The following is a 23862-nucleotide window of genomic DNA, read 5'->3' on the forward strand; positions in this document are numbered from 1 at the left end:
GGCCGCACCTCGAAGAGGCAGGGTGGCGGGTGGCGGTCCTGGACCTTCGCGCTCTGGTCGAGTCACCGTCCTTCCACGCGGCGGTCTGCGAGTCCGCCGCCGACATCACCCGGGGCACGCCCACCGTGGTCGTGGGCCACAGCCGCGCCGGTCCCTATCTGCCCGGCATCGCCGACGCCGTCGGTGGCGACCGGCTCGACGTCGTCTTCATGGATGCCCGCCTGCCACATCCGGGGACGAGTTGGTTAGGGTCGCTGCCGCCGGAGCAGGCCACATGGTTGCGCGAGCTGGCGGCTCCCGGCCGGCTGCCGACGTGGGACACCTGGTTCCCCACCCACTCGATCGCCGAGATCCTGCCCGACCCGGAACAGCGGCGACGGGTGCTGCACGGCTTACCCGAGCTTCCGTGGCAGCTCGTCTCCGAGGTGCTACCGGCACCAGGGCGGGGGTGGCACTCTGCCGGACGGGTCTACCTCCAGTTAAGCGCCGCGTACCAGGCCACGGCGGTGCAGGCGGAGGAACGTGGATACCGGGTCCGGAGCCTGGACGCCGAACATCTGGCGATGATCACTCAGCCGGCGAGGGTGGCCGATCTGCTGCTGTCGGCCCTGCTGCCGTAAGGCGGCGGTGTCCAACTCCTGGCAGTTACCGGTGCGCCCGGCAGGATTCGAACCTGCGGCCTTGGGATTAGAAGTTGAATTCCGCACGGGTTAGCGCGTTGTCATGAGTGGCTAGGGGTGTCTATCTGTCCTGGTAGACACCCCTATGCTTGCCGGTCCGTGTCAGCTCGTGATGCCGGGTCCAACGGCGTCCGGGCTCACAGCGGGCACACCTGCACGACGGTCGGCGCGTAGTGCAGGCGTGGGTAGGTGGCCTCTGTAGAGCTGAACCCAATCTAGCGTAAACCGAAGCTGCGGATGAGATGAGGCCGCTCATTCAGTAGAAACTCCAAGCGGGCGTCATTCCAAACTTCGATTATTGGGCGCTGCCCACGGGAATTGTGTCGTTCGATCCAGGCGATGGCGTCAGAGGTGAAGCGTCCACTAGTCGCCAGAACAAGCACATCGAATGGCGGATTGTCCCAGTGGCTGATGCTTACGACGGCTTGGCTTGCATCAGTATCACGGATGGCGCGGGAGAGCCAATGCTTGCATTGAATTGCGACTCGCTGTGAACTATGCCCGCTCAATGGATCTTTGCGAAGGCGCATGGCACTCACATCACGCCCATGGTCGGCGGCGTTGGTGTGCATAAGCCAATCGACGTTTTCGTAACCCTCGGTCTCGACAACAAGCTGGAAGATAAGACGCTCAAAGGCGGTGAAGTCAATCTTCTCCCACGCCAATTCTAAGCCCGCTCGCCTGACGGGAAGGTCAACCGGCGAATATGCCATAGCGTCTTCGAGTTGGAGTGCTCGGGAGAAAAGTATGTGCGAAATCGTCGACTGTGGCAAGCGTGAGTCGCGCCGATAAACGCTTACGTCCCAACCTTGGGCGTAGGCGCGATCGACGTCTCCCGAGATTCTAGTTATTGCGCTGTTCGCGGCCTGCTTTGCAGGCACCCGTTCCCTCGCCATGTAAGCGGCGCTATCTCTTGCTGCTCGCCAGATGAAGTAGTACATCTGACCGATTGAGTACCAACGCAGCGCGTGGCGGAAAACCTCTTCTGTCCGTTGCCCTGGCGTAAAATCGAGCCCATGTCGTTTGAGCATGTGAACCAAATAGGCTTTGCACTCCGACACCGCGAGGTCGAACCAGAAGTCCGAGAACTGGTCCGTCCAACGGTCGGGCCAGTTGTCCCGAGAGATTATCTGGGAAAGTCCCTTGAGGTATTCTCGAAGCCGACTCTCCACATCGCCAGTGCCTGTCAGATAATAAGACGCAAGCATTGGGTAATGTTGGTTGTCAAGCGTGCCATCGTCCTTCCATACGAAAGCATCGGATGACGAAGAGGGATGTATCTGTAGAATCCCTCGGTCGATGAGGGCTTTGAGCAGCTTCAGATCAAGGTCTGATGTAGGCGTTAAGGGGGTGCCTCGTTCTACGACTGGAACGGTAACTCCTTCGGAGACCTCTTCTCCGTCTTCGAATAATGCGGCCACCGCTAGAGCCGATGGCAGATCGAGATCTTCGGCACGAATCGGTGACCCGCTCTCCGCTACTTCGAAGTGCTCGGAGATCGCAGCCTGCATAGCTGCCGCCGCTCTACGTCGGTCAGCTTCCAGTCGTTGCTTCTCTGATTCGACGCAGGTCCGGCAACGGGTGGGTGCGAAGCGGTGGCCGGAGGTCCATTCCGAACGAGTTCTGTATATGAATCCCTTGCCGCACTCAACGCATGACTTGCTGGACGAGCGGGCATAGCAAGATTCCGAGACGGTCTTGCTGATCTTATGTGCGGGCTGTTCAAAGCGCTCTGATAATTCTTTTACTGTCCATGAGAAGGAGCCGTCGTCTTCAGTAGCCCAATACATCGAGCAGAGATCAGCAAGTGTCGCATCCTCAGCTTCGACCTCGACCTTGAACTCCGGCACGAGACCTCCCTGGCCGTTCGTTAACCCGCCCTGGGACTTACAAATGCTCGGCAGGTAGGTTGCGTTTCCATTTCAATTCGACGGCTGCGAGTCATGTCGACAGCCAGTCTAGTGCTGGCCCTAGCGATTAGCTTTCGGGTGAAGTGGCAGGTCGAAGTGGTCTGCCCACCCGAATATGTCGTCCTTCAGATGTTCGCTATTTCTGATTCTCGATCGGCGGCGAAAAGTAGAGTCCCAACATCTGAGTTGTCCAGTCGGCTTGGCGAACTTCGCCTCGCGGGCCGAATTCCGAGAACCAAGGCTTGATGTCAAAAACGGGGCTGCCGCTAACCGCGTCCAGATCCTCAACGTGAAGGTCAAGACCCTCAACTTTGATGAGGCGGCACCGGGATACGCCTAGCCAGTTGATGCGGCGCATGTTGCGGTGGCCGAAGATGCCTACCTCGGGCCACTCGGGGTTGTCTCTCGGGCGGCGAGCACCAAGATGCAGATCGGTAGGATCTGTGAGGTGGAAGCGGAAGACGATTTCTAGGTGAGAGAACTCATCAAGCCCTTTGGTGGCAGCCGGCGAGAAGCGTTCGCCATCGATTCGGACGATCGCTCGGCTGCCGCCCCAGTAGTCGTCGGTCGGCTCGGTTCGCCCGCCTACGACGTGCGCAATGGGTTCGACGGTGAATCTTTCGGCTGTCATCGCGGCCTCCGGTCTTCGGGGTTGCTGTTTAGGCGAACGCTGCCAGGTAGCTCTTCGCTCGCGTGTCGATGTCTCGGACTGCTCGGATGTTGCGGCGCGTGTAGGGGGCAAGGATGGCGCGCATGTCGGCGGCAACTTGGCGTGTGCGGCCCGAGCGGACGCCGTCCATCGCGTCCAGCGCGCGGGACCACGTGCCGCAGGCTTCCTCGATCTCGCCCTGTCGTGCCTGCACTGCTCCCATGTATCCGAGGGTGACTGCATGGGTGCGCGTAAAGGCCGAGGCTTTCCGGGTCCTCACGCTGCGGCGGAAGTGTCTCGCCGCGCCCGCCAAGTCGCCCGTATCGCGAAGCGCGCAGGCAGTTTCGTGAGCCAGGCTGGCTTCCGCGAAGAAGAAGACCCTCCCGGGTTCGTCGTCGCCTTGGGTGGCGGAGGAGAGGTCATCCTCGGCACGGAGTAGCGCGCGGGCGGAGCGTTGTTTCTCGCCGTTCACCGCGAGCGCGCGAGCGTAGACAACGCCGAGTAGTGCGCGCTCTCTCGGGGAGGCGGACTCGTAGCGCTCACCGTCGACGGAAGCCGCCGCCAGGTCGAGAGCGTGCTTGTGGTGCCCGAGGTCGACGGCCTGGTGCGCCATTGCGCGTAGGACGTGGCCTGCCATCGCAGGATTGTCGGCCTCGGCGGCCAGCTTCACTGCCACGTTGAAATAGTGCTGGCCGACGTTGTGTTCGCCGTTGTCGAACGCCATCCAGCCCGCCAGGTAGGCCAGCTCACTGGCGGCGGTGAACATGTCACGTCTGAGGGTTTCGTCGGCGTACCGGCCGCGTAGGTAGTTCGCCACGTCGGAGGTGAGGTACTGGACGACTGCCGAGCGGGCGTGTCCGCCACCTCGCCGCTGGTCAACGCGTGAGAACAGCGAAACCATGTCGGTCACTGCCTCGACGTCGCCCTTACTCACGTTCCGGCCAGCTCCTGCACCACGGGTCTGGCCACGCTCGGCCATGTGCGTCCACCAGCGATCGGTTGGCAGCGCCAGCGCGGCGAGCGAGTAGGCGGCAGTGCTGAGAACGCGTCTGCGTTCAGCGTCCACGTCGACTCTCCCGAGTTCGGTTAGCGATGACAGCGTATCGACCTGCCAACCGAGCATGTCCGTTGAGGACAGCGGTTGGCCGGGCAACCCGATCTCGTCGAGAGTGACGACCCGACCGAGCTTTCGAGACAGCGCCTCACAGAGCAGCAGAGGTGCCCGGCCGGAGGGTTTGGAGCCAGCGATCCAGTGAGAGACGTGGGAGCGGCCTACTCCGACGAACTCGTTGGCGTTGCTCTCCTGGGCGACGCGGACCAGCGCTCGTGCAACCTCGGCGTGAGACATTCCCGCCTCCGCGATGACGGCTGCGAGCTTGGCATTTCCGGGTCCTGGTTGCGGCACAGCGCCCCCCGCCTTTAGTCGATCTTTCACCACGTTCACCGCTTCGACGTGCGTCACAGAGTACCTACGGGCTGTGGTTTGCGATTCGCTGTAGGTACGCAAGACAGCGGCCAACCCGGTGCACATTAGGCCATATCCCCTCCGTCTTGCATACCGGAGACCGCAGTGGGCTCCCCATTGCTACGAGCGGTGCGCGCCGTGGTGGTGGGCGATGGGCGGGGCACGCCGTGTGACCAGCGTGGATGGATTTACGCGGCGTGCCCCACCCCCCTTGGAGGCAGATCACGTGACGACTTACCTCGGTGGTGGTCAGGTCGACATCGCGCAAGCCGAGCTAAACCGGCACGCGGTATCGAGTGCAGATGGACGATGCATCGGCTGTGGGTCGCTTGGGTCGTGCTCCGTCCGTGACAGCGCCGTGCGGGTGTTCCGCATCGCGCTGCGTCTACCGCGACGGGTCCCGGGAGCGACGCGTCCGGAGTTGATCGGCGCACGACGGGTGGGCGGACCGCACTACTTCGGCGTAGCGCCACGGATCGCTGCCGAGTCGGCCCCTTCTCATGGATGACGACGATGACCTGGTCCGTCCCAGGCACCGCCCGCACCGGTCGCGCCGCTTCCCCGGCGGTCGGCCATGTGCCTGCCCAACCTGCCGCACCTCGCGCAAGGGCCGCCGGCCCTCTCCTTCGCCAATGTGGCCTGGCAACTCGGTTTCCGGCCCTGGCTACCCGTCCTCGGAGGCCGAGTCGATTAACGGGCCGGCGCAGATCAATTGGACCCACGCGGCCGAGGTGATGACCCGGGGCCAGGTCGGCCGTGCCCGAGGAATCGCACGAGTGGAGGGAGGTGAACCGCTTCGTACGTCTGCTCCTGGCAACAATCCCCCAGTTCTACCGAAGGAGACACGACACCATGACTGACACGATCACTGGTAACCCGACGATCGAGGCGTACGACGGTCCGATCGACCTGTCCCGCCCGCACTTCGTGGGCGTCGGCGGCTGCGCGATGTCCGGCCTGGCCCGGCTGCTGGCCGAGATGGGCCACCAGGTCACCGGAAGCGACCTACACGACTCGGCGGCTCTCGCGGCGCTGCGTACGGCCGGCGTCCGGGTGCAGGTCGGCCACGACGCGGTGTACATCGAGGGCGCGTCGTGCGTCGTCTACACGACCGTTGCGCAGAACGCGCCGGAGGTCCGCGCGGCGCGTGTCGCCGGCATCCCGGTGGTGCACCGGGCGCAGGTTCTGGACAGGCTGGCCGCCGGGCGGCGGCTGGTGGCGGTGTCCGGGTCGCACGGCAAGTCCACGACGACCGGCATGCTCGCGCACATCCTGCGCACCCTCGGGCAGGACCCGACGTACCTCATCGGGGCCGACCTGAACGGGCCAAGCTCGGGCGCCCACCTCGGCGCGTCCCGGCTGCTGGTCGCGGAGGCAGACGAGTCGGACCGGTCGTTCCACTTCCTGGCCCCGTCAATCGCGGTCATCACCAACGTGACCGACGACCACCCGGAGAACTTCACCGACCACGCCGACGTGCTGCGCGCCTACGTCGGGTTCGGGGCGCGGATCGCACCGCACGGGTTCCTGATCGTCAACGCCGACTGCGTGGGCGCGACGGTGGCCGCCGATGTCATCGCCGCCGAGCGACCCGATCTGACGGTGCTGCGCTACGGCCGCGACCGGGCGGCGGACGTGCGGCTGCTGGACGTGCACGCCGAGGGGTGGAGCGCGTCGGGGTCGGTGCGGATGCCCAACGGCGTCGTGGTCGGGGTGACCCTGCCGCGACCGGCCACGCACCACCTGGACAACGCGGTGGCGGCCGTGGCGTGCGCGGTGGCGCTCGGGCTCGACCCCGCCGACGTGGCCGGCGCGGCGTGCACGTTCGGCGGGGTGCGCCGTCGGTTCGAGCACATCGACACCCGCTCCGGGGTGACGGTGATCGACTCGTACGCCGATCACCCGAACGAGATCGCCGCCGACCTGGACGCCGCGCGCACCCTGGCGCGGGGTCGGGTGTTCGTGGTGTTCCAGCCGTCCGGACACGCCCGGGTCCTGGCCTTCGGCAACCGCATCGGTGGGGTCTTGGCGGAGAAGGCCGACTACGTGCTGCTGCTCGACGTGCACGGCACCGTGCCGGAGGGTCGACCGATCGCGGACGGCACGGCCATCCTGGGGCGGCTGCGTGACGGCGACTACTGCCTGCCGCTCGGCCCCGACCACGCCGCCCGGATCGTCGGTCGGATGGCCGGCCGCGGTGATGTGGTGCTGACCATGGGCACCGGCGACGTCACCGGTTACGGCCCGGCGATCCTCGACGCCCTGAGCAGCCGGTCCGAGGTCGCGTTGTCCGCGTGACCTCTACGCCTGGGCGGTGACAGCGCCGGGTTCCTCGTTCAGCTTGTCCGCGAGCGCTAGTACGGCAGCCGCCATTCGTGATCATGGTGGGAATTCGAGGTTGAGGCGGCGGGCGTAGTGGGCTCGTTTGGCTCGTGCTTGGTGTCGGCGTCGCCATGTTGACCAGCGCAAACGGTAGGCGATGCTGCGGGTCGGCCGGATGAGCAGGATGTTGATCAGGCGGCGGATCTCGTTGACGGTCAGCTCGATCATGTCGGGTTGACCGTGACGGTCTGCTGTTCGGGCGTCGGCGGCGCAGATCGCGAGGACCGCGAGGGCTGCCAGGGCCAGGGTGGTGAACCGGTGCCAGGACGTCCAGCGGCGGACTTGGTGCTGGTCAAGACCGACCTGACCCTTTCCGGCCTGGAACGATTCCTCCACGACCCAACGAACTCCCGCTACCCGCACGAGCTGGGCGAGGGTGGCCGGGCCGGGTGTCCAGCAACGGTAGAAGGCCAGCTCACCGGTGGTGTTGTTGCGGCGGATCAGCAGACTGTGCCGGCCGTCGTCGTCCGAGTCGCCGTCGGCGCCGACGTCGGTCAGCCATGCCCAGTCGTAGAACCGTGGCCCTTTCGACCCGTCGCCGGCACTGCGCCGGGTCCACGCGGTGGCAGGCAGGTCGGCGGCCAGCCGGTCGGCGCGACAACGGGTCTTCCCGCCGTCGATCGGCACGAGATGATCGCAGGAGACCGCCAAGACGTAGCCGAGGCGCAGTTTGCGCAGTTCACCCCGCAGCCGAGTGTTGTTGCCGTAGGCCTCGTCCGCGGCGACCCATCGGGCCGGGACCAGGGCTTGAACAGCGGCGGTGATCATGTCGTCGGCCAGCTCGGATCGGGTGGCGAACGCGACGTCGTCCGGGACGCCGGCCTGCTCACACCGCTGTCGATCGTCGGTCCAGGACTTCGGTAGGTAGACCCGGCGGTCGATCAGGGTGTGGCCGTGTCTGCTCGCGTAGGCCAGGAACACGCCAACCTGCGCGTTCTCGATCCGCCCGGCGGTGCCGGTGTATTGGCGCTGGACACCGACGGTGTGCACACCTTTTTTCAGATCGCCGGTCTCGTCAACGACGAGGACCCCGTCGGGGTCGCCAAGCCGGTCGACGACGACCTGTCGCACGTCGTCACGCACCGCGTCGGCGTCCCACTTCGCCCGATACAGCAACCTCTGCATCGCGTCCGGCCGGCCATGCCCGGCCTGCTCCGCCAACTGCCAACACGTCTTGATTTCGATATTCGTGAGCAGCCCTGTCACGAACGCCGCCGCCGCCCGCCGCGGCTCCACCCGCCCGAACCGTCCCGCGAACGCATCGCACACCCCGGCCAGGACCTGCCGCCACCGGGCAGGGTCTACGCTGTGGCACGCGGCCACCGCCAGATCTGAAGTTATGTCCACAGCAGACAGACGATCACGCGGTGGCCGCACCTCGTCTACCGACCCCCACCAGCAACATCTCAAACGGCGGCTGCCGTACTAGGAGCCCGGCGCTGTTGGCCGCCTTGACCAACACCACATCGCCCGGCCGCAACCCGTCGCGCAGCAGTTCCCACGCCTCGGCCACGGTGCCCGCCCGGTCCACCGTCGTGCCGGTGCCGGCGGCTCCGGCCGCGTACTGCCCGGCGTCGGCTCCGCCGATGGCCACGAGCCACCCGGCCCCGACCTCGGCCACGTGCTGCCCGATCTCGCGGTGTACCTGGGCGGCGTGCTCGCCCAGCTCGGCCATTTCCCCGAGCACCGCGACCGCCCGCCGGCCGTCCTCCGTCATCGCCTTCAAGGCGCGCAACGCGGCGCGCATCGCATCCGGCGCGGCGTTGTAGGCGTCGTTGATGATCGTCACGCCGTCCGCGCGGTTGCTGACCTGCATGCGTCCCGGCGACACCGCCTCGGCCTGTGACACCGCCTCGGCTACCGCCTCAATCGGATGGCCCAAACCGAGGGCGACCGTTGCGGCGGCAAGCGCGTTGGACGCCTGGTGCAACCCGTAGAGGCGCAACCGCACGTCGGCGGCCTGACCGTCGTGCACGAGCCGGAAGGCAGCCCGGCCCAGCTCGTCCAGGGTCACATCCTCGGCGCGCACGTCGGCCGGGTTGTCGATGCCGTACGTCAGCACCCGTGCGGTGGTGCGGCTCGCCATCGCGGCAACCAACGCATCGTCGCCGTTGAGCACGGCCAACCCGCCGTCGAGGATGTCCGGTAGCGCCTCCACGATCTCGCCCTTGGCCTGAGCGATGTTCTCCACCGATCCGAACTCGCCAAGGTGCGCGTGGCCGACGCGCGTAACCACGCTGACCCTGGGCGGGGCAATCCGGGTCAGGTAGGCCACGTGCCCGATGCCACGGGCGCCCATTTCCAACACGAGATACCGGGTGTCGGCGGTCGCGCGGGTGACCGTGTAGGGCAACCCCAACTCGTTGTTGTTCGATGCCCGGTTCGCCACCGTGGCACCCCACGTCGGGAGGATCTGAGCGAGGATGTCCTTGGTCGACGTCTTGCCCACCGAACCAGTCACACCGATCACCGTGGTCTGCGGAAGTCGGTCCACGACCGCGCGGGCCAGCCTCCCGTAGGCGGCGGGCACGTCCTCCACGACCACCGCCGGCACTCCAACTGGCCGCGATGCCAGCACAGCCGCCGCGCCAGCCTCGATCGCCTGGACGGCGTAGTCGTGCCCATCGACACGCTTACCGGGTAGCGCCACGAACATCCCGCCGGGCTCTACGCGCCGGCTGTCGAACACGACCGGGGCCGCCACCGTCACCGTGTCGGGGGCGTCGTGGACGGCTCCACCGATAGCGGCGGTGATCTCTTGCAGAGTCATCGGAAGCACGAGATGAACCTACCGTGCCGAGTTCACGTCGCACCCGACCCATTGGTCCCTGTCGCTAGACGGGATGACAGCGCCCGGCAAGCCTCCGCGTGATCCTTACCGGGCATCGTCTCTTGCTGGCGGTGCGGGTTACCGATGCCGGAGTCCTCCGCCGCCGCCCGTGGCGGACAGGGTGATGCAGTCGTAGTCGGAGGCGGTCACCTTCGCGGCGTTCTCGTTGGATGAGACGTAAAAGTAGGCGAAGCCGAGCGTGTCGGCGCAGATCCGCGCGGTGCTGGTGACGGCAGGTCAAGCCTGCTGCGTGAGAGTGCGCCCGGCAGGATTCGAACCTGCGGCCTTGGGATTAGAAGTCCCCTGCTCTATCCGCTGAGCTACGGGCGCGCGTCGACGGTCGTCGCGCCAAGAGGGTACCGCCGGCTCCGGCCCGGCCGGGGGTACGGGTGGGCGCGCCCACGTCGCCGCCAGCGTCCCACGCCCGGGCCGCATCCGGCACCGGAGTTCCGGCGGGTCAAGGGCCGGCGGGCGCGCCCCGGTCCGTACCCTCGGCGGATGCTGCTCGACCAGGAAACCGAAAACGAGATCGTCTTCGAGCTGTGCAAGCACCTCGGGCGGTCGATCCTGCCCGTGGCCGGGTCGGAGCGGCCCGGCGCGCCGGCCGGCACGGTCGGCACCGCCTTCTTCTACAGCGAGCTGGTCGGCGCCACCGACGACGGGGATGTCGCGCACGAGTGGCTGCTCACCGCCGACGCGCTCACCGACCGGCCGTACGGGGAGATTCTGCTCCGGCCGAGCGTCACCGAGCCGGCCGAGGGGGCGGCGGAGCCGATCGAGCTGCCCGGTTTCGCCGACCACTGGCTGCGCCTGCCGGAGCTGGGGGTGGCCGCCATGCCCACCGGCGGGCTGCACGGGCACGCCGACGACCGGGGCTGGCGCTGGCGTACCCAGCAGGTCACCGAGGCGCTGGCCGCGCCGGCCGACGCGGTCGCCCGGATCGGCGCGGCGCCCGGCTCGGCGTTCGTGCTGGCGCTGGGCGTCGGCGACGACGGGTCGCGGCCGCTGGAGGCGGTGGTCGAGCGGGTCGCCCGGGACGCCGACGGGGTGCGGGTGACCGTCGAGCTGCCCGCCGGGTACGTGGGCGCGCCGGTCTTCACGGTGGAGGCCGGGGCGGCGGACGAGCCGGTGCCGCGCTGCCTGGGCCTGCTGCTGCCGGCCCGCGACGGCGGGCACCCGGTCGCCACGTTCGACCGCATCCGTGCGGCGCTCGCCGAGGCAGCGGAAGGAGGGGCCCCTTCCTAACGCCTCCGGTAGAGAGGGGGCCCCTTCTCACCACCTACCGAAGGAGACGGCCGGCAGTTCAGCCCTCGGCGCTCGCGTCGGCGGGTTCCTTGACCGGGCGGCGGGGGGCCGGCGGCGCGGGCTCCGGCTCGGTCGGGCCGGCGCGGAGGAAGCCCTCCGCCCACCGCCCGACCTCCGCGAAGACCTTCTCGCGTACGCCGGGGCTGGACAGCGTGAGGTCGTGCAGCCCGCCGTCGAAGCGGGCCACCGTGACGTGCCGGCCGAGGCGGGGCGCCCAGCGCACCATGTGCTCCACGTCGAGCACCGCGTCGGCCCCGGTGGCGCTCTCGTGCCACTTCGCGCCCCGGAAGCTGCGGGTCGAGCAGGCGAGCAGCACCGGGACCTCGATGCCCAGCCCGGCGCGCAGCCGGCGCTGGCCGGTGCGGATCGCGTCGAGCCAGCCGGCCCGGACCGGGAACCCGGCCAGCGGCTTCCACGCCAGGTCGTAGCGCCACTCGCCGCGGTGGTCGGCGTGCAGGCTCTCGCCGTACACGGTGCCGAGCCCGAACGGCAGGATGCGCTGCGGCGCCCGGCGGCCCAGGCGGGAGACGGCGGCCGCGAGCGGTCGACGGACCAACCAGGGAGCGTTGATATCGAAGAAGGGGCTGTTGAGCACGATGCCGTCGACCAGGCCGGCGTCGCGGCGGGCGTCCGCCCAGAGCGAGATGATCAGGCCGCCGGTCGAGTGGCCCATGGCGAGCAGCGTCTCGTGGCCCTCGTCGGCACGGATGATCTCCGCGGCGGCGTCCAGCTCGGGGAAGTAGTCGCTCAGGTCGCGGCAGAAGTTCGGGGTCTGGTGCGGGAGCAGGCTGCGGCCGTACTTGCGCAGGTCGAGGGCGTAGAAGTCCCAGCCGCGCGCGGCGAAGAAGTCGGCCACGTGGGTCTGGAAGAAGTAGTCGACGAAGCCGTGCACGTAGAGCACGGCCCGGCCGGTCGGTCGGTCGGCGCGGCGGCGGACCAGGGTCGCGACGACCGGTCCCTCGTCGTCGGTGCCCAGTTCGATCGTGCGCCGCTCGTAGGGCGCTCCCAGCACGTCCGGTTCCACGACCGCGACGGTACGCCGCCGAGCTACCCGGCGGTAGGGGTGTAAGGCCGGGCCCCCTGTTAACGCATTCGGTAGAGGAAGGGGCCCTGTTGACACCTGCGGCCGGCCCGCCCGCCGGCACCGTGCGGGCGGGCCGGGTCCGGGTCAGGCGGTTTCGGCGTCCTGGCGCAGCACGTCGTCCAGCGGGACGGGGTCGGGCTGCTCCGTCGCGCGCAGGTGCTTGTTGTTGCGCGGCTCCTGCCGAGTCTTCGCGTCGTTGAGCTTGCGGCGCAGGTCGTCCCGGACATCGTTGAGCGCGGCGTGCAGGTCCTCCTCCGTCGAGGTGGTGACGATCTTCTGCCGGCCGGCCACCCAGCACTCCAGGGTCACCTTCTGGCCCCGGGCCTCGCGGTCCTTGACCGACACCTCCAGCTCGGTGGCGTCGGCGTGGAAGCTGGCGAGCCGGGCGTCAAGCGTCGCGAACTGCTCGGCGATCCAGTTGCGGTCGCCCTGGGAGAACCCGGCACCGACCCGCAGGCACTCGCCCACGGTCGCGGGGTTCGCCACGGCGCTCATCGCCCTGCCTCGCGGACGTCTCGGAGAAGCATCGGCGCTCCCTTTCTCTCGGTTGATCAAGTACTTACCCAACCGGCACGATTCCGGAACGCCTCCCGCCGGTCACGTTCCGATCATGTTTCGCCGCAGCTCGTACCCGTAGGGCCCATCGGCCTAGCAGATGGGGACCTTGATCAGGCGGTTGTCCACAGGCCGTACGTCGTCCACAGGCGCGGGGCCGGCGGGCTGTCCGGACGGCCCGGTTCGGCCCACGCTCATCCGGACAACCGATCCCTGGGAGGGGCGATGTTCGACACCTACGTCACGATCGTGGAGTATTAGAAAGTGCGAGAACTGCTACCAGCGGAATTGCACTTCCACGCGCTCATTCTCCGGCTGCCGCCAGTGCTCCGCCGGCCGGACCACGACCCGCTCGACCACCGCGCGTAGCGCCTTCCCGCGCTCGGCCATCGTCATGTCCGGCCACAACCGAAGCAGCGTCTCCACCGCCGTCGCCTCCCGCTCCGGGTCGGGCACCTCCACCGCCGGCGCCAGGCGGGCCAGCTCGGCGGCGGCTGCCTGCTCCGTACGGCGCAGGCCGGACAGGGCCTCCTGGTAGACGGCGTCGGGTAGCTGGTCGAGCGCGTTGCGCGTGGCCAGCTTCACCATCGCGGCCCGGGCCTCGGCCACCTCCCGCTCCAGCCGCCCCCGATCCGCGCGCCCGGCGGTAGCCCGGGCCAGCCGCGCCGCCCGCGTCCCGGCGTCGGTGCGCAGCCGCCGCGCGTAGTCGGCGACCTGGGCGAGCACCTCGTCCTCCACCCGGGCCAGCAGCGGGCGGCCCACACCCGGGCAGCCGCCGCCCTTCACGTCGCCGCGGCCCTGCCCGCAGACGAGGCGGTCCCCCTGCCGCTGAAGCCGGTGACCCTGCGGGCATTCGACGAGGCCCACCAGCGACCAGGTGTGCGCCAGCGCCCGCGGCGGGGTTCCCGCTTCCCGGGCGAGCCGGCGTTGCACCCGGATCCACGTGTCCGGGTCGGTCAGGGCGTCGTGCTCGCCGGGTAACACCTGGTCGCCGGCGACGACCAGACCGAGGTACGCCGGGTTCCCGAGCAGCTTCTTCACGTTCGGGGTGTGCATCGGGGTGGCGCGCACCCCGGCCAGGTAGGCGGTGACCTCGCCGATCGGCTCGTCGGCGGCGTACCGGCGGAACACCTCGGTGATCGCCGGCCCGAGCGTCAGGTCCGGGGTGAGGCGCTTGCCCTGCTTGACGTAGCCGAGGGGGCGGCCGTGGTGCTGGCCGCGGTCGGCGCGGCGGGCGATCGCGGCGGACCAGCCGCGGCCGATCTCCCGGGCCCGGTACTGGGCCACGTTCAGCATGTTGATCAGCATCATCTCGCCGGCCGGCGTGGACGTGTCGATGTGCTCGGTGGCGGAGATGATCCGCACGCCGTCGGCCGCCAGCTCGCGCAGGAAGAGCAGGCTCTCCAGGACGTCGCGGCCGAAGCGCGACACGTCGTAGACGGCGAGGGCGTCGAGCTGGCCGGAGCGGGCGAGCGCCCGTACCCGGTCGATGCCCTCGCGGCTGAAGTGGGTGCCGGTGACGTCGATGTCGTCGATGACGGCGACTTCGGTCATGCCGTGGGTGGCGCGGCGCATCGCCGCGGTCTGCACGTCGGGCGAGTGGAAATCGTCTCCTGACCTCCCCATCAACGAGCTGACGCGCACGTAGAGGACGACGCGGGTCGGTCGGTCCGGAACGGCGGCGAGCGGGCGGCGGCGGGGCATCAGCTCGCGGCGCGGTCCGGCCTCTGCGTGCCGCGCTCCTGCTGCTCGGCTACCTGAGCCAGGTAGCGCAGTGTGGCCCGGATGGTGGCCTTCTCGGCCTCGCTGGCGTCTGGGCTGGTCAACCGACGCATGATGATCTTCAGGTCGGGGTCGAGGGGCACATCGCGCGAGGGTCGGGTCTGCGCAGTGGTGCCGCTGCGGAGCCCTGCCGCGGCGAGGGCTTCGTCCGGGTCCAGGCCGAAGAGGCCCGCGAATGCCTCGACGACGGGCGCCCTCTCAGGCCGGCTCTCCCCGGACTCCCAGCGACCGATCGTGCCGCGGTCCACGCTGAGGCGGCGGGCGAGCTCAACCTTGCTCATCCCGACGTGCTCGCGGGTGGCGCGCACGTATGCGGCCCAGGTGCCGCGTTGGGGTGCTGGAGTGGTGCCCACGTGCACACCGTAGAGCAGCCCGCCGTGCATTTCCGCAGGTCGCGGGGGGTCTGGGTGGGTGGTGTGGCGCTCTTGCCGCATCCTCTGGCGTCTGCGCCGAAGTAGACGGACGTCACTCTCTCCACGTTGCATGCGTGCAACGGTAGGTGCCCGACCGGTCGCGCTCAAATCAGCCGAACGGCTGATGTGTTGCATGGTTGCAACATCACCGTGTTGCGGCGTACGGTCTGCTGCATGAGTGCAGCACCGACACGAGGCGACATTGCAGCATCGTCGCCGATCCGGCTGCGAACCGACGTGTTCGATCGGCTCGCGACATCCCTCGCGGACACCGAGCAGGACCGGGCGAACCTGCTCGGCCTCGACCGGGCCACCCTCTGGCGCATCCGCAAGGGGCAGACGCCCACCCTGCGGGTTGCCATGCGCATCGCCGAGTCCCTCGGCTCCACCGTCGACGAGCTGTTCGAGGTCGCGCCGTGACGCACCCGCCCAGCGGCCCACAGACGCCGCCGCCGCCGTCCGGCCCCCGAGTCCCGAAGGTCGCCCCGATCGACCCGGACAGCCCCGCCGGCCGCGCCGCCACCGAGGCGCTGTCGCAGGCACTCGCCGAGATCCAGGTCGCCATCTGGCGGCGCAAGGCCGCCGCGAAGAACGCAGCGGCCTGAGCACGACGAAGCCCCCGCCGTCCGACCGGCAGGGGCTCCCCACCCGGATCCAAGCCCAACACGAGGAGTCCAAGTGCAGACGCAGAGTACCCCGATCATCCGCCGGGACCTCCACACCAGCCCGGCTTCCCTCGCGGCCGCGCTCCGCAGCGCCGCCGACCAGCTCGACCTGATGGGCCACGTCGAGATCAGCCCCATCGCTCTCCAGCTCAACCTCCAAGCCGTGGCCCACCAAGGCACCTTTGAGCAGCGCAAGGACACCATCGACGCGCTGGGCATCGCCCTGGTCGGCGAGCCGGGCGTCACCGAGGACTGCGACGGCCCGTACCACCGGCTGCCCTTCGAGCACCGCGGAGCGCGGGGCGACTGCGACATCGCGCTCTACACCGCCAGCAACGACTCTCGCCGTGGCGGCGCCCGATGAGCCACCCGACGAACCCGTACCCCGGCCCGAACCCGCCGACCGGGCCCGGCCCGTGCGTCGACGACCCGACCGGCCTGACCTTCGACCGGGCCGACCTGGACGAGCCGGCCACCACCCGCACCGCCGGCGCCGGCTGGGCGGTCACCGGCCGGGGCCCGTACGCCATGCAGATCAAGGACTGCTGCGGCATCGGCGCCGGCGAGGCCTGCGACTGCGCCGAGATGACCCGCCAGCTCCACCACGCCCCGGTGATCCGGCTTGCGCCGTTCAACCTCCGCCAGCTCGCCGCGCAGCACATCACCGCCGCCGAGCAGGACCGGCGAGAGCGAGGTGCCGCATGAGCCTGTTCCCGACTCCGTTCCGCCTCACCCTACTCGACCGGGTCGCCGCCGGCACCGTCCAGTACGGCATCGGCCCCGACGGCTCGCCCACCGGCCCGCGGCGCGCTCCGGCCGCCTGGGACGTCAGCGACCCGCACCGTGGGCCGCAGAAGGTCACCGCCGCCATCACGGAGATGGCGACCGCCGGCTGGGTCGAGCGTCCGGACCGGTCTGCGGTCTGGCGGCTGACTCGGCTCGGTCGTGCCGTTCACTCCGTGCGGCTCATGGACTACGGCACGCACGCCGTCGCCGAGACCGGCCCCGTCGACGAGCCGACGTACCTCGGCATCGTTGAGGGCGACCCGAACCGGCCGTCGCGGTGGCTGGCCCGGGTCGGCCCGGACACAGTCGCCGGCCTGCGCCGGCCCGCCGCGGTCGCCGCGCTGCACCGCCTGGCCGTCGCCGCGGTCGTCGCCATGGAGGCCGACGCCCTGGACGGTGCCGCGTGACCCGCCGCCGCACGTGGGGCCTCGCCCTGCTCACCAGCCTCGCCCTCTGGACCGCCCTCTACGGCATCGCCCACTGCGTCGCCACCGCCACCTGGAACTTCGTCACCCTGCTCGCCCAGGCGGCGGCATGAACACCGCGCTGACCATCTGGGCGCTCGCGTCCATCGGCGTGTGCGTGGTCGTCGCCCTGGCTGTGTACGGGCCGGTGCTCGCCCCGGTACGCCGCGAAGGCCGCGCCGTCACCCGGGCCGCGCAGACCGCGACCGCCGCCATCGAGGCTCGGGCCGCCGAGGTCGACCTCACCCCCGCGCAGCAGCAGGCCATCGACGCGTTCCGCGCTCAGCTCGCCGCGCTGCCCACCGCCGCCGAACCCCGGCCCATTTGGAAGGACCTCCTGCCGTGAGCACCACCTACACCGGCCGGCACCGCCGCGGCGCCGTCGTGCCCGCCCCCGCCGACTACAACCCCCTCGCACCCGCCGACCGGCAAGCCCTCGCCCCCCACCACTGGGCCGACCGGGCCCTGCCCGCCGGCCCCGACGAGCGCACCGGCCGCATCGACCCGACCGTCGTGCAGGCGCTGCGCCAGCCCACCCCCGTCGACCAGGACCGCACGCAGATCCTCGCCGACATCCGCGCCGGCGCGAACACCCCGCCGGAAGTCCTCGCCTCCCTCAACGCGTGGAAGGCCGCCGGCTGCCCCATGACCGACGAGACGGGAGACCAGCAGTGACCGCCCTCACCATGCCGGCCGCGCCGGAGGTCGCGCCGATCGACCTGCGCGCCATCCGGCTCATCGCCGCCGGCTACACCGTCCGCCAGGTCGCCCGCAGTCTCGGCTCCAGCGAGGCCGCGACCTGGTCGCGACTCGCACGGATGCGCAGGCAGCTCGGCGCGAAGACCCTCACGCACGCCGTCGTCATCCTGGCCCGCGCCGGCCAGCTCGACCTCACGGAGATCACCCGATGACCGACACCGACCTGCGACTGGCCGACCTCGTCGGCACCGAACAGCCGCCCCCGCCGGCGCCCGTCGCCACCGGCGACCTCGACTTCGCGCCCCAGCAGGAAGAGGCCATCCGCCGCATCACCGACTGGTACGCCGACGGGGACAGCCAGGTGTTCCGGCTGTTCGGCTACGCCGGCACCGGCAAGACCACCCTCGCCCGGCACATCGTCGAAGGCCTCGGCGTCTCCGCCCTGTACGCGGCGTTCACCGGCAAGGCCGCCTACGTCCTGCGGTCGAAGGGCTGCGACGGCGCGTCGACCGTCCACAGCCTCATCTACCAGCCTGTGGAAAAGGCCCGCAAGCGGCTGGAGGGGCTGAAGGCGCAGCTGCGCGACAGCGACGACCCGGGCGAACGGGCCGAGCTGGCCCGGCACATCGCCGCCGAACAGGCGAAGATCGACAGCCCGGACTGGATCCTCCGCGATGAGTCCGAGCTGTCCGCCGCCAACCTCCTCGTCCTCGACGAGGTGTCGATGGTGGGCGAGCGGATGGCCTACGACCTGCTCACCTACGGCACGAAGATCCTGTGCCTCGGCGACCCCGCCCAACTCCCGCCGGTCGACGGCGGCGGCTACTTCATCAACGCCGCACCCGACCACCTCCTCACCGAGATCCACCGCTCCGCCCTCGACAGCCCCGTCACCCGGATGGCCACCGCCATCCGCGACAGCCAGCCCGGCCAGCGCAACTACGGCATCACCGGGCAGGACGGCGACTCCGGCCGCCTCGACCGCATGTCGATCGGTGAACTGCTGGAGTTCGACCAGGTCCTCGTCGGCCGCAACGCCACCCGCTGGCAGGCCGTGCACCTCCTGCGGGCGCTGCGCGGCCTCACCGGCGGCCCCCAGGCCGGCGACCGGATCATCGCCCTCGCCAACAGCGGCGAGGCCGAGGTGTTCAACGGCCAGCAGTTCGACGTCGTCGACACCCTCGACAGCGACCGACCCGACCGACACCGCCTCGTCGTCCGCGACGACGAAGGCAACCAGCGGGACCTGACCTGCTGGGCGTCCGGGTTCCGCGACCTGGAGGGCGAGAAGCAGGCGAAGCGGGACGGCCGCGGCACCGTCGTGGCCGCCACCTTCGCCCAGGCCATCACCACCCACAAGAGTCAGGGCTCCCAGTGGCCCCGCGTCCTCGTCGTCGACGAGAGCTCCGTCTTCTACGGCGCCGCGTACCGCGAGCACGCGAAGACGCTCGGCCCGGCCGCTGCCGCGATCGAGGGGCACGTCAACGGCCGACGGTGGCTGTATACGGCGATCACGCGGGCGTCACACCGGGCCGTCATCGTTCCCAGCCTCAACGGAGTCCTCTCATGACCACGCCGAAGCGCATCCAGCGCCGTCGTACCCCCGGCTGGCGGATGCCCGCCAACACCGCCTACGTCGGCCGCCCCACCAAGTTCGGCAACCCCTTCGGCTACCACCAGCAGATGGGCGGCCTCGTCCACTACGGCCCGAACCACCTGGAGCGGTTCGGCCGCGCCTGGGACTTCGAGGGCCGCATCAGCGGCGACGGCAACCGCCACGACATGTGGTTCAGCCAGGAGGACGTCGTCGAGACCTACGTGCGGTGGGGCACCCGCGCCGAGCTGGTCGAGCTGTTCCGGCTCACCCTCACCCGCCCGACGCCCGGCATGCTCTTGTCGTACCCGAGCCGCGGCGGCCGGTTCCTCAAGGTCTCCATCGCGGACATCCGCCGCGACCTCGCCGGCAAGAACCTCGCCTGCTGGTGCCCCATCGGCGAACCCTGCCACGCCGACGTCCTCTTGGAGATCGCCAACGCCCCGGTCGTCGCTGAGCTGGTGACGGCATGACGTCGGCGGTGGACAGCGAGCTGGCCGCGCTCATCGAGTCGCTGCGCCTCGCCCCGACCCCGGCCGCTCCGGCCGAGCCGCGCTGTGCGGTCACCGAGCTGCTCGTCACCGCCTGCGCGCACTGCCGGCCGGCCGTCGACGAGGAGCCGGCCCGCCTCGGCCCGTGGATCAGCGCCACCTACCGCGGCCGGTGCGGCGGCTGCGGCGCCACGATCGAGGAGCTCGACGAGATCCGCGCCGACCCGACCCGGGGCGGCTGGCTCGGCCGATGCTGCGGCGAGCAGCCGGTCACCGCGCCGGCCGGGCAGACCCCTGACGGGCTGATCGTCGCGCCGGCGCCGCAGATCGCGGTGCCGGCCGGCCCGCCGCCGTCGACCGTGGCCGAGATGCGGGAAGTCCTCGGTGACCTCGACGCGTCCCGGCCCCGCAGCCAGCAGGTCCGGCTCGGCCCGTCCGAACTGGGCACCCCCTGCCAGCGGCAGATCGCCATGAAGCTCGCCGGCATCGTGCGGCAGCCGGAGGACAAGCGGCCTCCGTGGGCGCCGATGCAGGGCACCGCCATGCACGGCCTCATGGAAGAGGCGCTGCGCTTCCACAACGCGCAGCTCGGCCGCGAACGGTGGCTCGTCGAGGAGGCCCTGGTCGTCGACCCCGGTCTGCCCGACGTCGACCCGATCACCGGCCACGGCGACGCGTACGACACCGACCACGGGATGGTCGTCGACTGGAAGTACACCGGCGTCACCGCCCTGCGCGCCGTCAAGCGCAAGACCGTCCCCAACGACCAGCTCGTCAAGCCCGAGTACCGGGTCCAGGCCCACCTGTACGGGCGCGGCCACGAGCGCGCCGGCCGCGACGTCCGCTACGTGCGGCTGGTGTTCCTGGCCCGCTCCCACGACTACGCGGACAGCGCGGAGTGGACCGAGGAGTACCGGCCCGACATCGCCGAATGGGCCGTCAACCGGTTCTACGAGACCCACGACCTCATCGGCGTCAACGGCCTCAACCTCGCCGCCAACCCCGAACTGTGGCCCGCGGTGCCCGCCGAGCCCGGCAAGGCGTGTTCGTGGTGCCCGTTTCGAAGGGTCGGCGGGCCGGCGGACCAGACCGGCTGCCCGGGCGATACCGACCAGAAGATCAACAACCAGCTCCGTGGGCTGATCGCATGACCGCCACCACGCTGGAGCGCCTCCGCCGCGGCTTCGTGCAGGGCGGCGACGACGAGTGCTGGCTGTGGCATCGGGCGAAGGACCCGTTCGGCTACGGGCGCATCTGGCACGACGGCGGCATGCGCCTTGCCCACCGGGTGATGTTCGAGCTCCACCGCGGCCCGGTCCCGGAGGGCCTAGTCCTCGACCACCTGTGTCGGGTGACCAGTTGCGTCAACCCGGCTCACCTCGAACCGGTGGCGCACGCGGTCAACGTCCGGCGAGGCAACTCCGGCAGGGCGCAGGCGGCAAGGACCCACTGCCCGCGCGGCCACGAGTACACGGAGGACAACACGCACATCGGGAAGAGCGGCAGTCGCTTCTGCCGCACCTGCGACAAGAGCCGAAGCCAGGACAAGAACCGGATCCGGAACCTCCGGAGAAGAGGAGTCATCAAGTGACCAGCATCGATGCAAACAGCCTTTTGATGGGTGGCGGCATCAAGTCCGTCAACTGGAAGGACAACCCGGTCGGCCACACCGTCATCGGCACCATCACCGAGACGCCGAAGGTCGAGCAGATGAAGAAGTTCAACTCCGACGAGCTGGACTTCTGGCCCTCCGGCGACCCGAAGATGCAGATCATCGTCACCCTCCAGACCGACCAGCGGGACCCGGCCAACGCCGACGACGACGGCAAGCGCCGCCTGCACATCTCGCCGCGCATGATGACCTGCGTCCGCGAGGCCATCCTGAAGGTCGGCGCGAAGGGCCTGGAGATCGGCGGCCGGCTCGCCGTGCAGCGCGTCGGCGGCACCGGCGCCGTCGGCGACCCGTACACCTTCGCCGCCGAGTACGGCGCGCCGACCGTCGACCCGGGCGGCCTCCTCGGCGGCGGCCAGGGCACGCCGGCCGCCGCGCCGGTGTCGGCCGCGGCGCAGTCCCTCGGCATCAGCACTCCGCCGGCCGCCACGGCAGGTATCGCGTGCCCGCCCGGCATGGACCCGGGCAAGTGGGCCGCCCTCCCGGTCGAGCAGCAGCGCGCCATCTCCGCCGCCATGGCCCCCCAGCCGGCCACCCCCGGTGTCACCCCGCCGTTCTGATCCCGCCCGCTCCACCCAGCTCAACCGCCGGCCCCGACCCCGCCCGGGGCGGGGCCGGCCCCATCAAGATCGGAGCATCGATGACCATCACCACGGCGGGACGGCCCCACGGCTACGCCCGATACAAGCTCGATGGCTGCCGCTGCTACACCTGCTGCTTCGACGTCTCCGAGTACAACCGGCGCCGCGACAAGGCCATCGCCGCCGGCACCTGGCGCAGCGACACCACCCCGGTACGTGCCCACATCCGCTCCCTGATGGCCGCCGGCATGGGCTGGAAGCAGGTCGCCAAGACCGCCGACGTCAACCCCAGCACCGTCGGCCGCATCCTCTACGGCCGCCCCGACCAGGGAACCCCACCACCCAAGACCACCCGCTACGACATCGCCCAAAAACTCCTCGCCGTCAAGCTGAACCTGCACCCCAACACACCGATCGACGCCACCGGCACCATCCGCCGCATCCGCGCCCTCGCCGCGATCGGCCACACCCTGACGGCCATCGCCGAGGGGATCGGCTGGACCCTGCAGAACCTCAGCCACCTGGCGCACTCCGACGCCGGCCCGCGCGGCCGCCACGTCGAGGTCCGCACCGCCCAGGCCGTCGCCGGCCTCTACGACTCCTGGTCGATGACCGTCCCCACCGGCTGGGTGTGCGACCGGGCCCGCCGGCGCGCCGCCGAACTCGGCTGGCCGCCCCCGCTCGCCTGGGACGACGACCAGATCGACGACCCGACCGCCACCGCACACACCAGCGCCGTTCGGAAGGCCACTGCGTGAACGCCACCATCGACCAGGCCGCCGTCCGCCGCTGGCTCGGCATCCTCCACGGCGACAGCCCAGGCCACGTGCACATCTGCTCCACCGACGACTGGACCGGCCGCACCTACCCCGCCGACCAGCTCGACGCCGCCGCCGGCTACGTCGCTCACCTCGACACGACCGGCCGCGAAGGCATCTACCTGCGGGTCACCAGCCTCACCCGGCCACTGCCGGCCGGGCAGCGCGGCGGCGCCGCCGACTCCGCCGCGCTGCCCGCCCTGTGGGCCGACCTCGACCTCGCCGGCCCCGGCCACGCCGAACAGGACCTCCCGCCCGACGAGACCGCCGGCCGCGCCGTCATCGCCGCCACCGGCCTGCCCGAGCCCACCATCTGGGTGCACTCCGGCGGCGGCCTCTACCCGATCTGGCTCCTCAACCAGCCCCACACGCTCACCGGCGACAACCTCGACCAGGCCAAGCAGCTGGCGAAGGATTGGCAGCGGGTCATCGAGCACGCCGCCGCCTCGCTCGGCTGGCGCTACGGCCGCGGCGTCGGCGACCTCGCCCGCGTGCTGCGCATCCCCGGCACCGTCAACCGCAAAGCCGGCCTCGCCCGCCCCTGCCGCATCACCGCCGCCATCCCCACCCGCTACACCGTGCAGCAGCTCGTCGACGCCCTGGCCGACGCCACCGCGCGCATCACCCCGCCCGAGCCGACCACCGTGGGCACCTCGCTGGTCGGCGCGCCCGCCGGACCACGACCCGACGGGCAGCTCGCGCCCGGCGAGGACTTCAACACGCGCGTCGAGTGGCCGCAGATCCTCGGCCCGGCCGGCTGGCGCGAGCACTACCGCTCCGACGACGTCACCTACTGGACCCGGCCCGGCAAGCCCACCGGCATCAGCGCCTCCACCAACGCCCTCGGCACCGACCGGCTGCACGTCTTCACCACCGGCGCCGCGCCGCTCGACGGCGGCGAGTCGCACTCCAAGTTCGGCACCTACGCGGCCCTGCACTTCGGCGGCGACCACAAGGCCGCCGCGAAGGCTCTCGGCCAGCAGGGCTACGGCAGCCCCCTACCCGACCCGGCCACCGAACAGGCCGCGATGCTCCGC

27 protein-coding genes, 1 tRNA gene and 1 pseudogene are annotated in these 23862 nt (G+C 70.1%); 19 read left to right on the forward strand and 10 right to left on the reverse strand.

The annotated features are described in order from the left end of the window. On the forward strand, positions 1–620 hold a 620-nt coding region (locus O7618_RS00005; RefSeq protein ID WP_278103942.1), incomplete at its 5' end, for a hypothetical protein. Between the two features lie 275 nt (positions 621–895). Here the strand turns inward: O7618_RS00005 and O7618_RS00010 are convergent. From O7618_RS00010 to O7618_RS00020, 3 genes are all read right to left on the reverse strand, one after another. Next, positions 896–2530 (reverse strand): restriction endonuclease, encoded by a 1635-nt coding sequence (locus O7618_RS00010; protein ID WP_278103943.1) that lies wholly within the window; start codon positions 2528–2530, stop codon positions 896–898. 196 nt (positions 2531–2726) lie between these two features. Continuing rightward, positions 2727–3221 carry a TrmO family methyltransferase gene (locus tag O7618_RS00015; protein WP_278103944.1) on the reverse strand — a complete coding sequence of 165 codons (495 nt, stop codon included), beginning with the start codon at positions 3219–3221 and terminating at the stop codon, positions 2727–2729. Between the two features lie 28 nt (positions 3222–3249). Beyond that, the gene (locus O7618_RS00020) at positions 3250–4701 is read right to left on the reverse strand and encodes a Tat pathway signal protein (RefSeq protein WP_278103945.1); all 1452 of its coding nucleotides are present in this window, start codon (positions 4699–4701) and stop codon (positions 3250–3252) included. Between the two features lie 855 nt (positions 4702–5556). Here O7618_RS00020 and O7618_RS00025 point away from each other — a divergent pair. Beyond that, the gene (locus O7618_RS00025; protein WP_278103946.1) at positions 5557–7002 is read left to right on the forward strand and encodes a Mur ligase domain-containing protein; all 1446 of its coding nucleotides are present in this window, start codon (positions 5557–5559) and stop codon (positions 7000–7002) included. 81 nt (positions 7003–7083) lie between these two features. Here the strand turns inward: O7618_RS00025 and O7618_RS00030 are convergent, their stop codons facing one another. The 3 genes from O7618_RS00030 to O7618_RS00040 all read right to left on the reverse strand — a co-directional run bounded on the left by O7618_RS00030 (position 7084) and on the right by O7618_RS00040 (position 10246). Beyond that, the gene (locus tag O7618_RS00030; protein ID WP_278103967.1) at positions 7084–8364 is read right to left on the reverse strand and encodes an IS701 family transposase; all 1281 of its coding nucleotides are present in this window, start codon (positions 8362–8364) and stop codon (positions 7084–7086) included. Between the two features lie 82 nt (positions 8365–8446). Further along, positions 8447–9856, reverse strand: coding sequence for a UDP-N-acetylmuramoyl-tripeptide--D-alanyl-D-alanine ligase (gene murF / locus O7618_RS00035; protein WP_278103968.1), 1410 nt, complete (start codon positions 9854–9856; stop codon positions 8447–8449). Between the two features lie 317 nt (positions 9857–10173). Further along, positions 10174–10246, reverse strand: a tRNA-Arg gene (locus O7618_RS00040). Positions 10247–10414: 168 nt separating this feature from the next. Here O7618_RS00040 and O7618_RS00045 point away from each other — a divergent pair. Continuing rightward, positions 10415–11161: a hypothetical protein gene (locus O7618_RS00045; protein WP_278103947.1), complete on the forward strand. Its 747-nt coding sequence runs from the start codon at positions 10415–10417 to the stop codon at positions 11159–11161. A gap of 58 nt (positions 11162–11219) precedes the next feature. On the opposite strand, the gene O7618_RS00050 is transcribed toward O7618_RS00045, so the two are convergent. From O7618_RS00050 to O7618_RS00065, 4 genes are all read right to left on the reverse strand, one after another. Then, positions 11220–12245: an alpha/beta hydrolase gene (locus O7618_RS00050; RefSeq protein WP_278103948.1), complete on the reverse strand. Its 1026-nt coding sequence runs from the start codon at positions 12243–12245 to the stop codon at positions 11220–11222. Between the two features lie 144 nt (positions 12246–12389). After that, entirely contained in the window at positions 12390–12800 is a 411-nt protein-coding gene (locus O7618_RS00055; protein ID WP_278103949.1) for an HPF/RaiA family ribosome-associated protein, read from the reverse strand. 336 nt (positions 12801–13136) lie between these two features. Beyond that, positions 13137–14564, reverse strand: coding sequence for a recombinase family protein (locus tag O7618_RS00060; protein WP_278103950.1), 1428 nt, complete (start codon positions 14562–14564; stop codon positions 13137–13139). Continuing rightward, entirely contained in the window at positions 14564–14995 is a 432-nt protein-coding gene (locus O7618_RS00065; protein WP_278103951.1) for a helix-turn-helix transcriptional regulator, read from the reverse strand. The genes O7618_RS00060 and O7618_RS00065 overlap by 1 nt, the downstream gene beginning before the upstream one ends. 234 nt (positions 14996–15229) lie before the next feature. On the opposite strand from O7618_RS00065, the gene O7618_RS00070 reads away from it, so the two are divergent. The 16 genes and pseudogenes from O7618_RS00070 to O7618_RS00145 all read left to right on the forward strand — a co-directional run. After that, positions 15230–15475: a helix-turn-helix transcriptional regulator gene (locus O7618_RS00070; protein ID WP_278103952.1), complete on the forward strand. Its 246-nt coding sequence runs from the start codon at positions 15230–15232 to the stop codon at positions 15473–15475. Beyond that, complete coding sequence (locus O7618_RS00075; RefSeq protein ID WP_278103953.1) at positions 15472–15660, forward strand: hypothetical protein; 189 nt, start codon at positions 15472–15474, stop codon at positions 15658–15660. Before O7618_RS00070 ends, O7618_RS00075 begins: the two co-directional genes overlap by 4 nt. A gap of 73 nt (positions 15661–15733) precedes the next feature. Continuing rightward, positions 15734–16084 carry a hypothetical protein gene (locus O7618_RS00080; protein WP_278103954.1) on the forward strand — a complete coding sequence of 117 codons (351 nt, stop codon included), beginning with the start codon at positions 15734–15736 and terminating at the stop codon, positions 16082–16084. Then, entirely contained in the window at positions 16081–16425 is a 345-nt protein-coding gene (locus O7618_RS00085) for a hypothetical protein (RefSeq protein ID WP_278103955.1), read from the forward strand. The genes O7618_RS00080 and O7618_RS00085 overlap by 4 nt, the downstream gene beginning before the upstream one ends. Beyond that, positions 16422–16913: a hypothetical protein gene (locus tag O7618_RS00090; protein ID WP_278103956.1), complete on the forward strand. Its 492-nt coding sequence runs from the start codon at positions 16422–16424 to the stop codon at positions 16911–16913. The genes O7618_RS00085 and O7618_RS00090 overlap by 4 nt, the downstream gene beginning before the upstream one ends. After that, positions 16910–17044, forward strand: coding sequence for a hypothetical protein (locus O7618_RS00095; protein WP_278103957.1), 135 nt, complete (start codon positions 16910–16912; stop codon positions 17042–17044). Before O7618_RS00090 ends, O7618_RS00095 begins: the two co-directional genes overlap by 4 nt. Beyond that, positions 17041–17316 carry a hypothetical protein gene (locus tag O7618_RS00100; RefSeq protein WP_278103958.1) on the forward strand — a complete coding sequence of 92 codons (276 nt, stop codon included), beginning with the start codon at positions 17041–17043 and terminating at the stop codon, positions 17314–17316. Before O7618_RS00095 ends, O7618_RS00100 begins: the two co-directional genes overlap by 4 nt. Further along, positions 17313–17645 (forward strand): hypothetical protein, encoded by a 333-nt coding sequence (locus tag O7618_RS00105; RefSeq protein WP_278103959.1) that lies wholly within the window; start codon positions 17313–17315, stop codon positions 17643–17645. Before O7618_RS00100 ends, O7618_RS00105 begins: the two co-directional genes overlap by 4 nt. Beyond that, the gene (locus O7618_RS00110) at positions 17642–17881 is read left to right on the forward strand and encodes a hypothetical protein (protein ID WP_278103960.1); all 240 of its coding nucleotides are present in this window, start codon (positions 17642–17644) and stop codon (positions 17879–17881) included. Before O7618_RS00105 ends, O7618_RS00110 begins: the two co-directional genes overlap by 4 nt. After that, the gene (locus O7618_RS00115) at positions 17878–19239 is read left to right on the forward strand and encodes an AAA family ATPase (RefSeq protein ID WP_278103961.1); all 1362 of its coding nucleotides are present in this window, start codon (positions 17878–17880) and stop codon (positions 19237–19239) included. The genes O7618_RS00110 and O7618_RS00115 overlap by 4 nt, the downstream gene beginning before the upstream one ends. Beyond that, entirely contained in the window at positions 19236–19736 is a 501-nt protein-coding gene (locus O7618_RS00120) for a DUF4326 domain-containing protein (RefSeq protein ID WP_278103962.1), read from the forward strand. The genes O7618_RS00115 and O7618_RS00120 overlap by 4 nt, the downstream gene beginning before the upstream one ends. Further along, the gene (locus O7618_RS00125; RefSeq protein WP_278103963.1) at positions 19733–20905 is read left to right on the forward strand and encodes a hypothetical protein; all 1173 of its coding nucleotides are present in this window, start codon (positions 19733–19735) and stop codon (positions 20903–20905) included. The genes O7618_RS00120 and O7618_RS00125 overlap by 4 nt, the downstream gene beginning before the upstream one ends. Beyond that, positions 20902–21345 carry an HNH endonuclease signature motif containing protein gene (locus O7618_RS00130; protein ID WP_278103964.1) on the forward strand — a complete coding sequence of 148 codons (444 nt, stop codon included), beginning with the start codon at positions 20902–20904 and terminating at the stop codon, positions 21343–21345. Before O7618_RS00125 ends, O7618_RS00130 begins: the two co-directional genes overlap by 4 nt. Continuing rightward, on the forward strand, positions 21342–21986 hold the full coding sequence (locus O7618_RS00135) for a hypothetical protein (protein WP_278103965.1): 645 nt from the start codon (positions 21342–21344) through the stop codon (positions 21984–21986). Before O7618_RS00130 ends, O7618_RS00135 begins: the two co-directional genes overlap by 4 nt. A gap of 80 nt (positions 21987–22066) precedes the next feature. Beyond that, complete coding sequence (locus O7618_RS00140) at positions 22067–22765, forward strand: hypothetical protein (RefSeq protein WP_278103966.1); 699 nt, start codon at positions 22067–22069, stop codon at positions 22763–22765. After that, positions 22762–23862, forward strand: a pseudogene (locus O7618_RS00145) (DNA primase); the annotation flags it as partial. The gene O7618_RS00140 and the pseudogene O7618_RS00145, both read left to right, overlap by 4 nt.

Source organism: Micromonospora sp. WMMD980, assembly GCF_029626035.1.
GTDB lineage: Bacteria > Actinomycetota > Actinomycetes > Mycobacteriales > Micromonosporaceae > Micromonospora.

Excerpts from the sequence above, each read along its gene's own strand:
- O7618_RS00015 (WP_278103944.1), bottom strand. The coding sequence starts at position 3,221 with ATGACAGCCGAAAGATTCACCGTCGAACCCATTGCGCACGTCGTAGGC.
- O7618_RS00025 (WP_278103946.1), top strand. The coding sequence starts at position 5,557 with ATGACTGACACGATCACTGGTAACCCGACGATCGAGGCGTACGACGGT.
- murF (WP_278103968.1), bottom strand. The coding sequence starts at position 9,856 with ATGACTCTGCAAGAGATCACCGCCGCTATCGGTGGAGCCGTCCACGAC.
- O7618_RS00045 (WP_278103947.1), top strand. The coding sequence starts at position 10,415 with ATGCTGCTCGACCAGGAAACCGAAAACGAGATCGTCTTCGAGCTGTGC.
- O7618_RS00055 (WP_278103949.1), bottom strand. The coding sequence starts at position 12,800 with ATGAGCGCCGTGGCGAACCCCGCGACCGTGGGCGAGTGCCTGCGGGTC.
- O7618_RS00060 (WP_278103950.1), bottom strand. The coding sequence starts at position 14,564 with ATGCCCCGCCGCCGCCCGCTCGCCGCCGTTCCGGACCGACCGACCCGC.
- O7618_RS00070 (WP_278103952.1), top strand. The coding sequence starts at position 15,230 with ATGAGTGCAGCACCGACACGAGGCGACATTGCAGCATCGTCGCCGATC.
- O7618_RS00085 (WP_278103955.1), top strand. The coding sequence starts at position 16,081 with ATGAGCCACCCGACGAACCCGTACCCCGGCCCGAACCCGCCGACCGGG.
- O7618_RS00090 (WP_278103956.1), top strand. The coding sequence starts at position 16,422 with ATGAGCCTGTTCCCGACTCCGTTCCGCCTCACCCTACTCGACCGGGTC.
- O7618_RS00100 (WP_278103958.1), top strand. The coding sequence starts at position 17,041 with ATGAACACCGCGCTGACCATCTGGGCGCTCGCGTCCATCGGCGTGTGC.
- O7618_RS00115 (WP_278103961.1), top strand. The coding sequence starts at position 17,878 with ATGACCGACACCGACCTGCGACTGGCCGACCTCGTCGGCACCGAACAG.
- O7618_RS00120 (WP_278103962.1), top strand. The coding sequence starts at position 19,236 with ATGACCACGCCGAAGCGCATCCAGCGCCGTCGTACCCCCGGCTGGCGG.
- O7618_RS00125 (WP_278103963.1), top strand. The coding sequence starts at position 19,733 with ATGACGTCGGCGGTGGACAGCGAGCTGGCCGCGCTCATCGAGTCGCTG.
- O7618_RS00130 (WP_278103964.1), top strand. The coding sequence starts at position 20,902 with ATGACCGCCACCACGCTGGAGCGCCTCCGCCGCGGCTTCGTGCAGGGC.
- O7618_RS00140 (WP_278103966.1), top strand. The coding sequence starts at position 22,067 with ATGACCATCACCACGGCGGGACGGCCCCACGGCTACGCCCGATACAAG.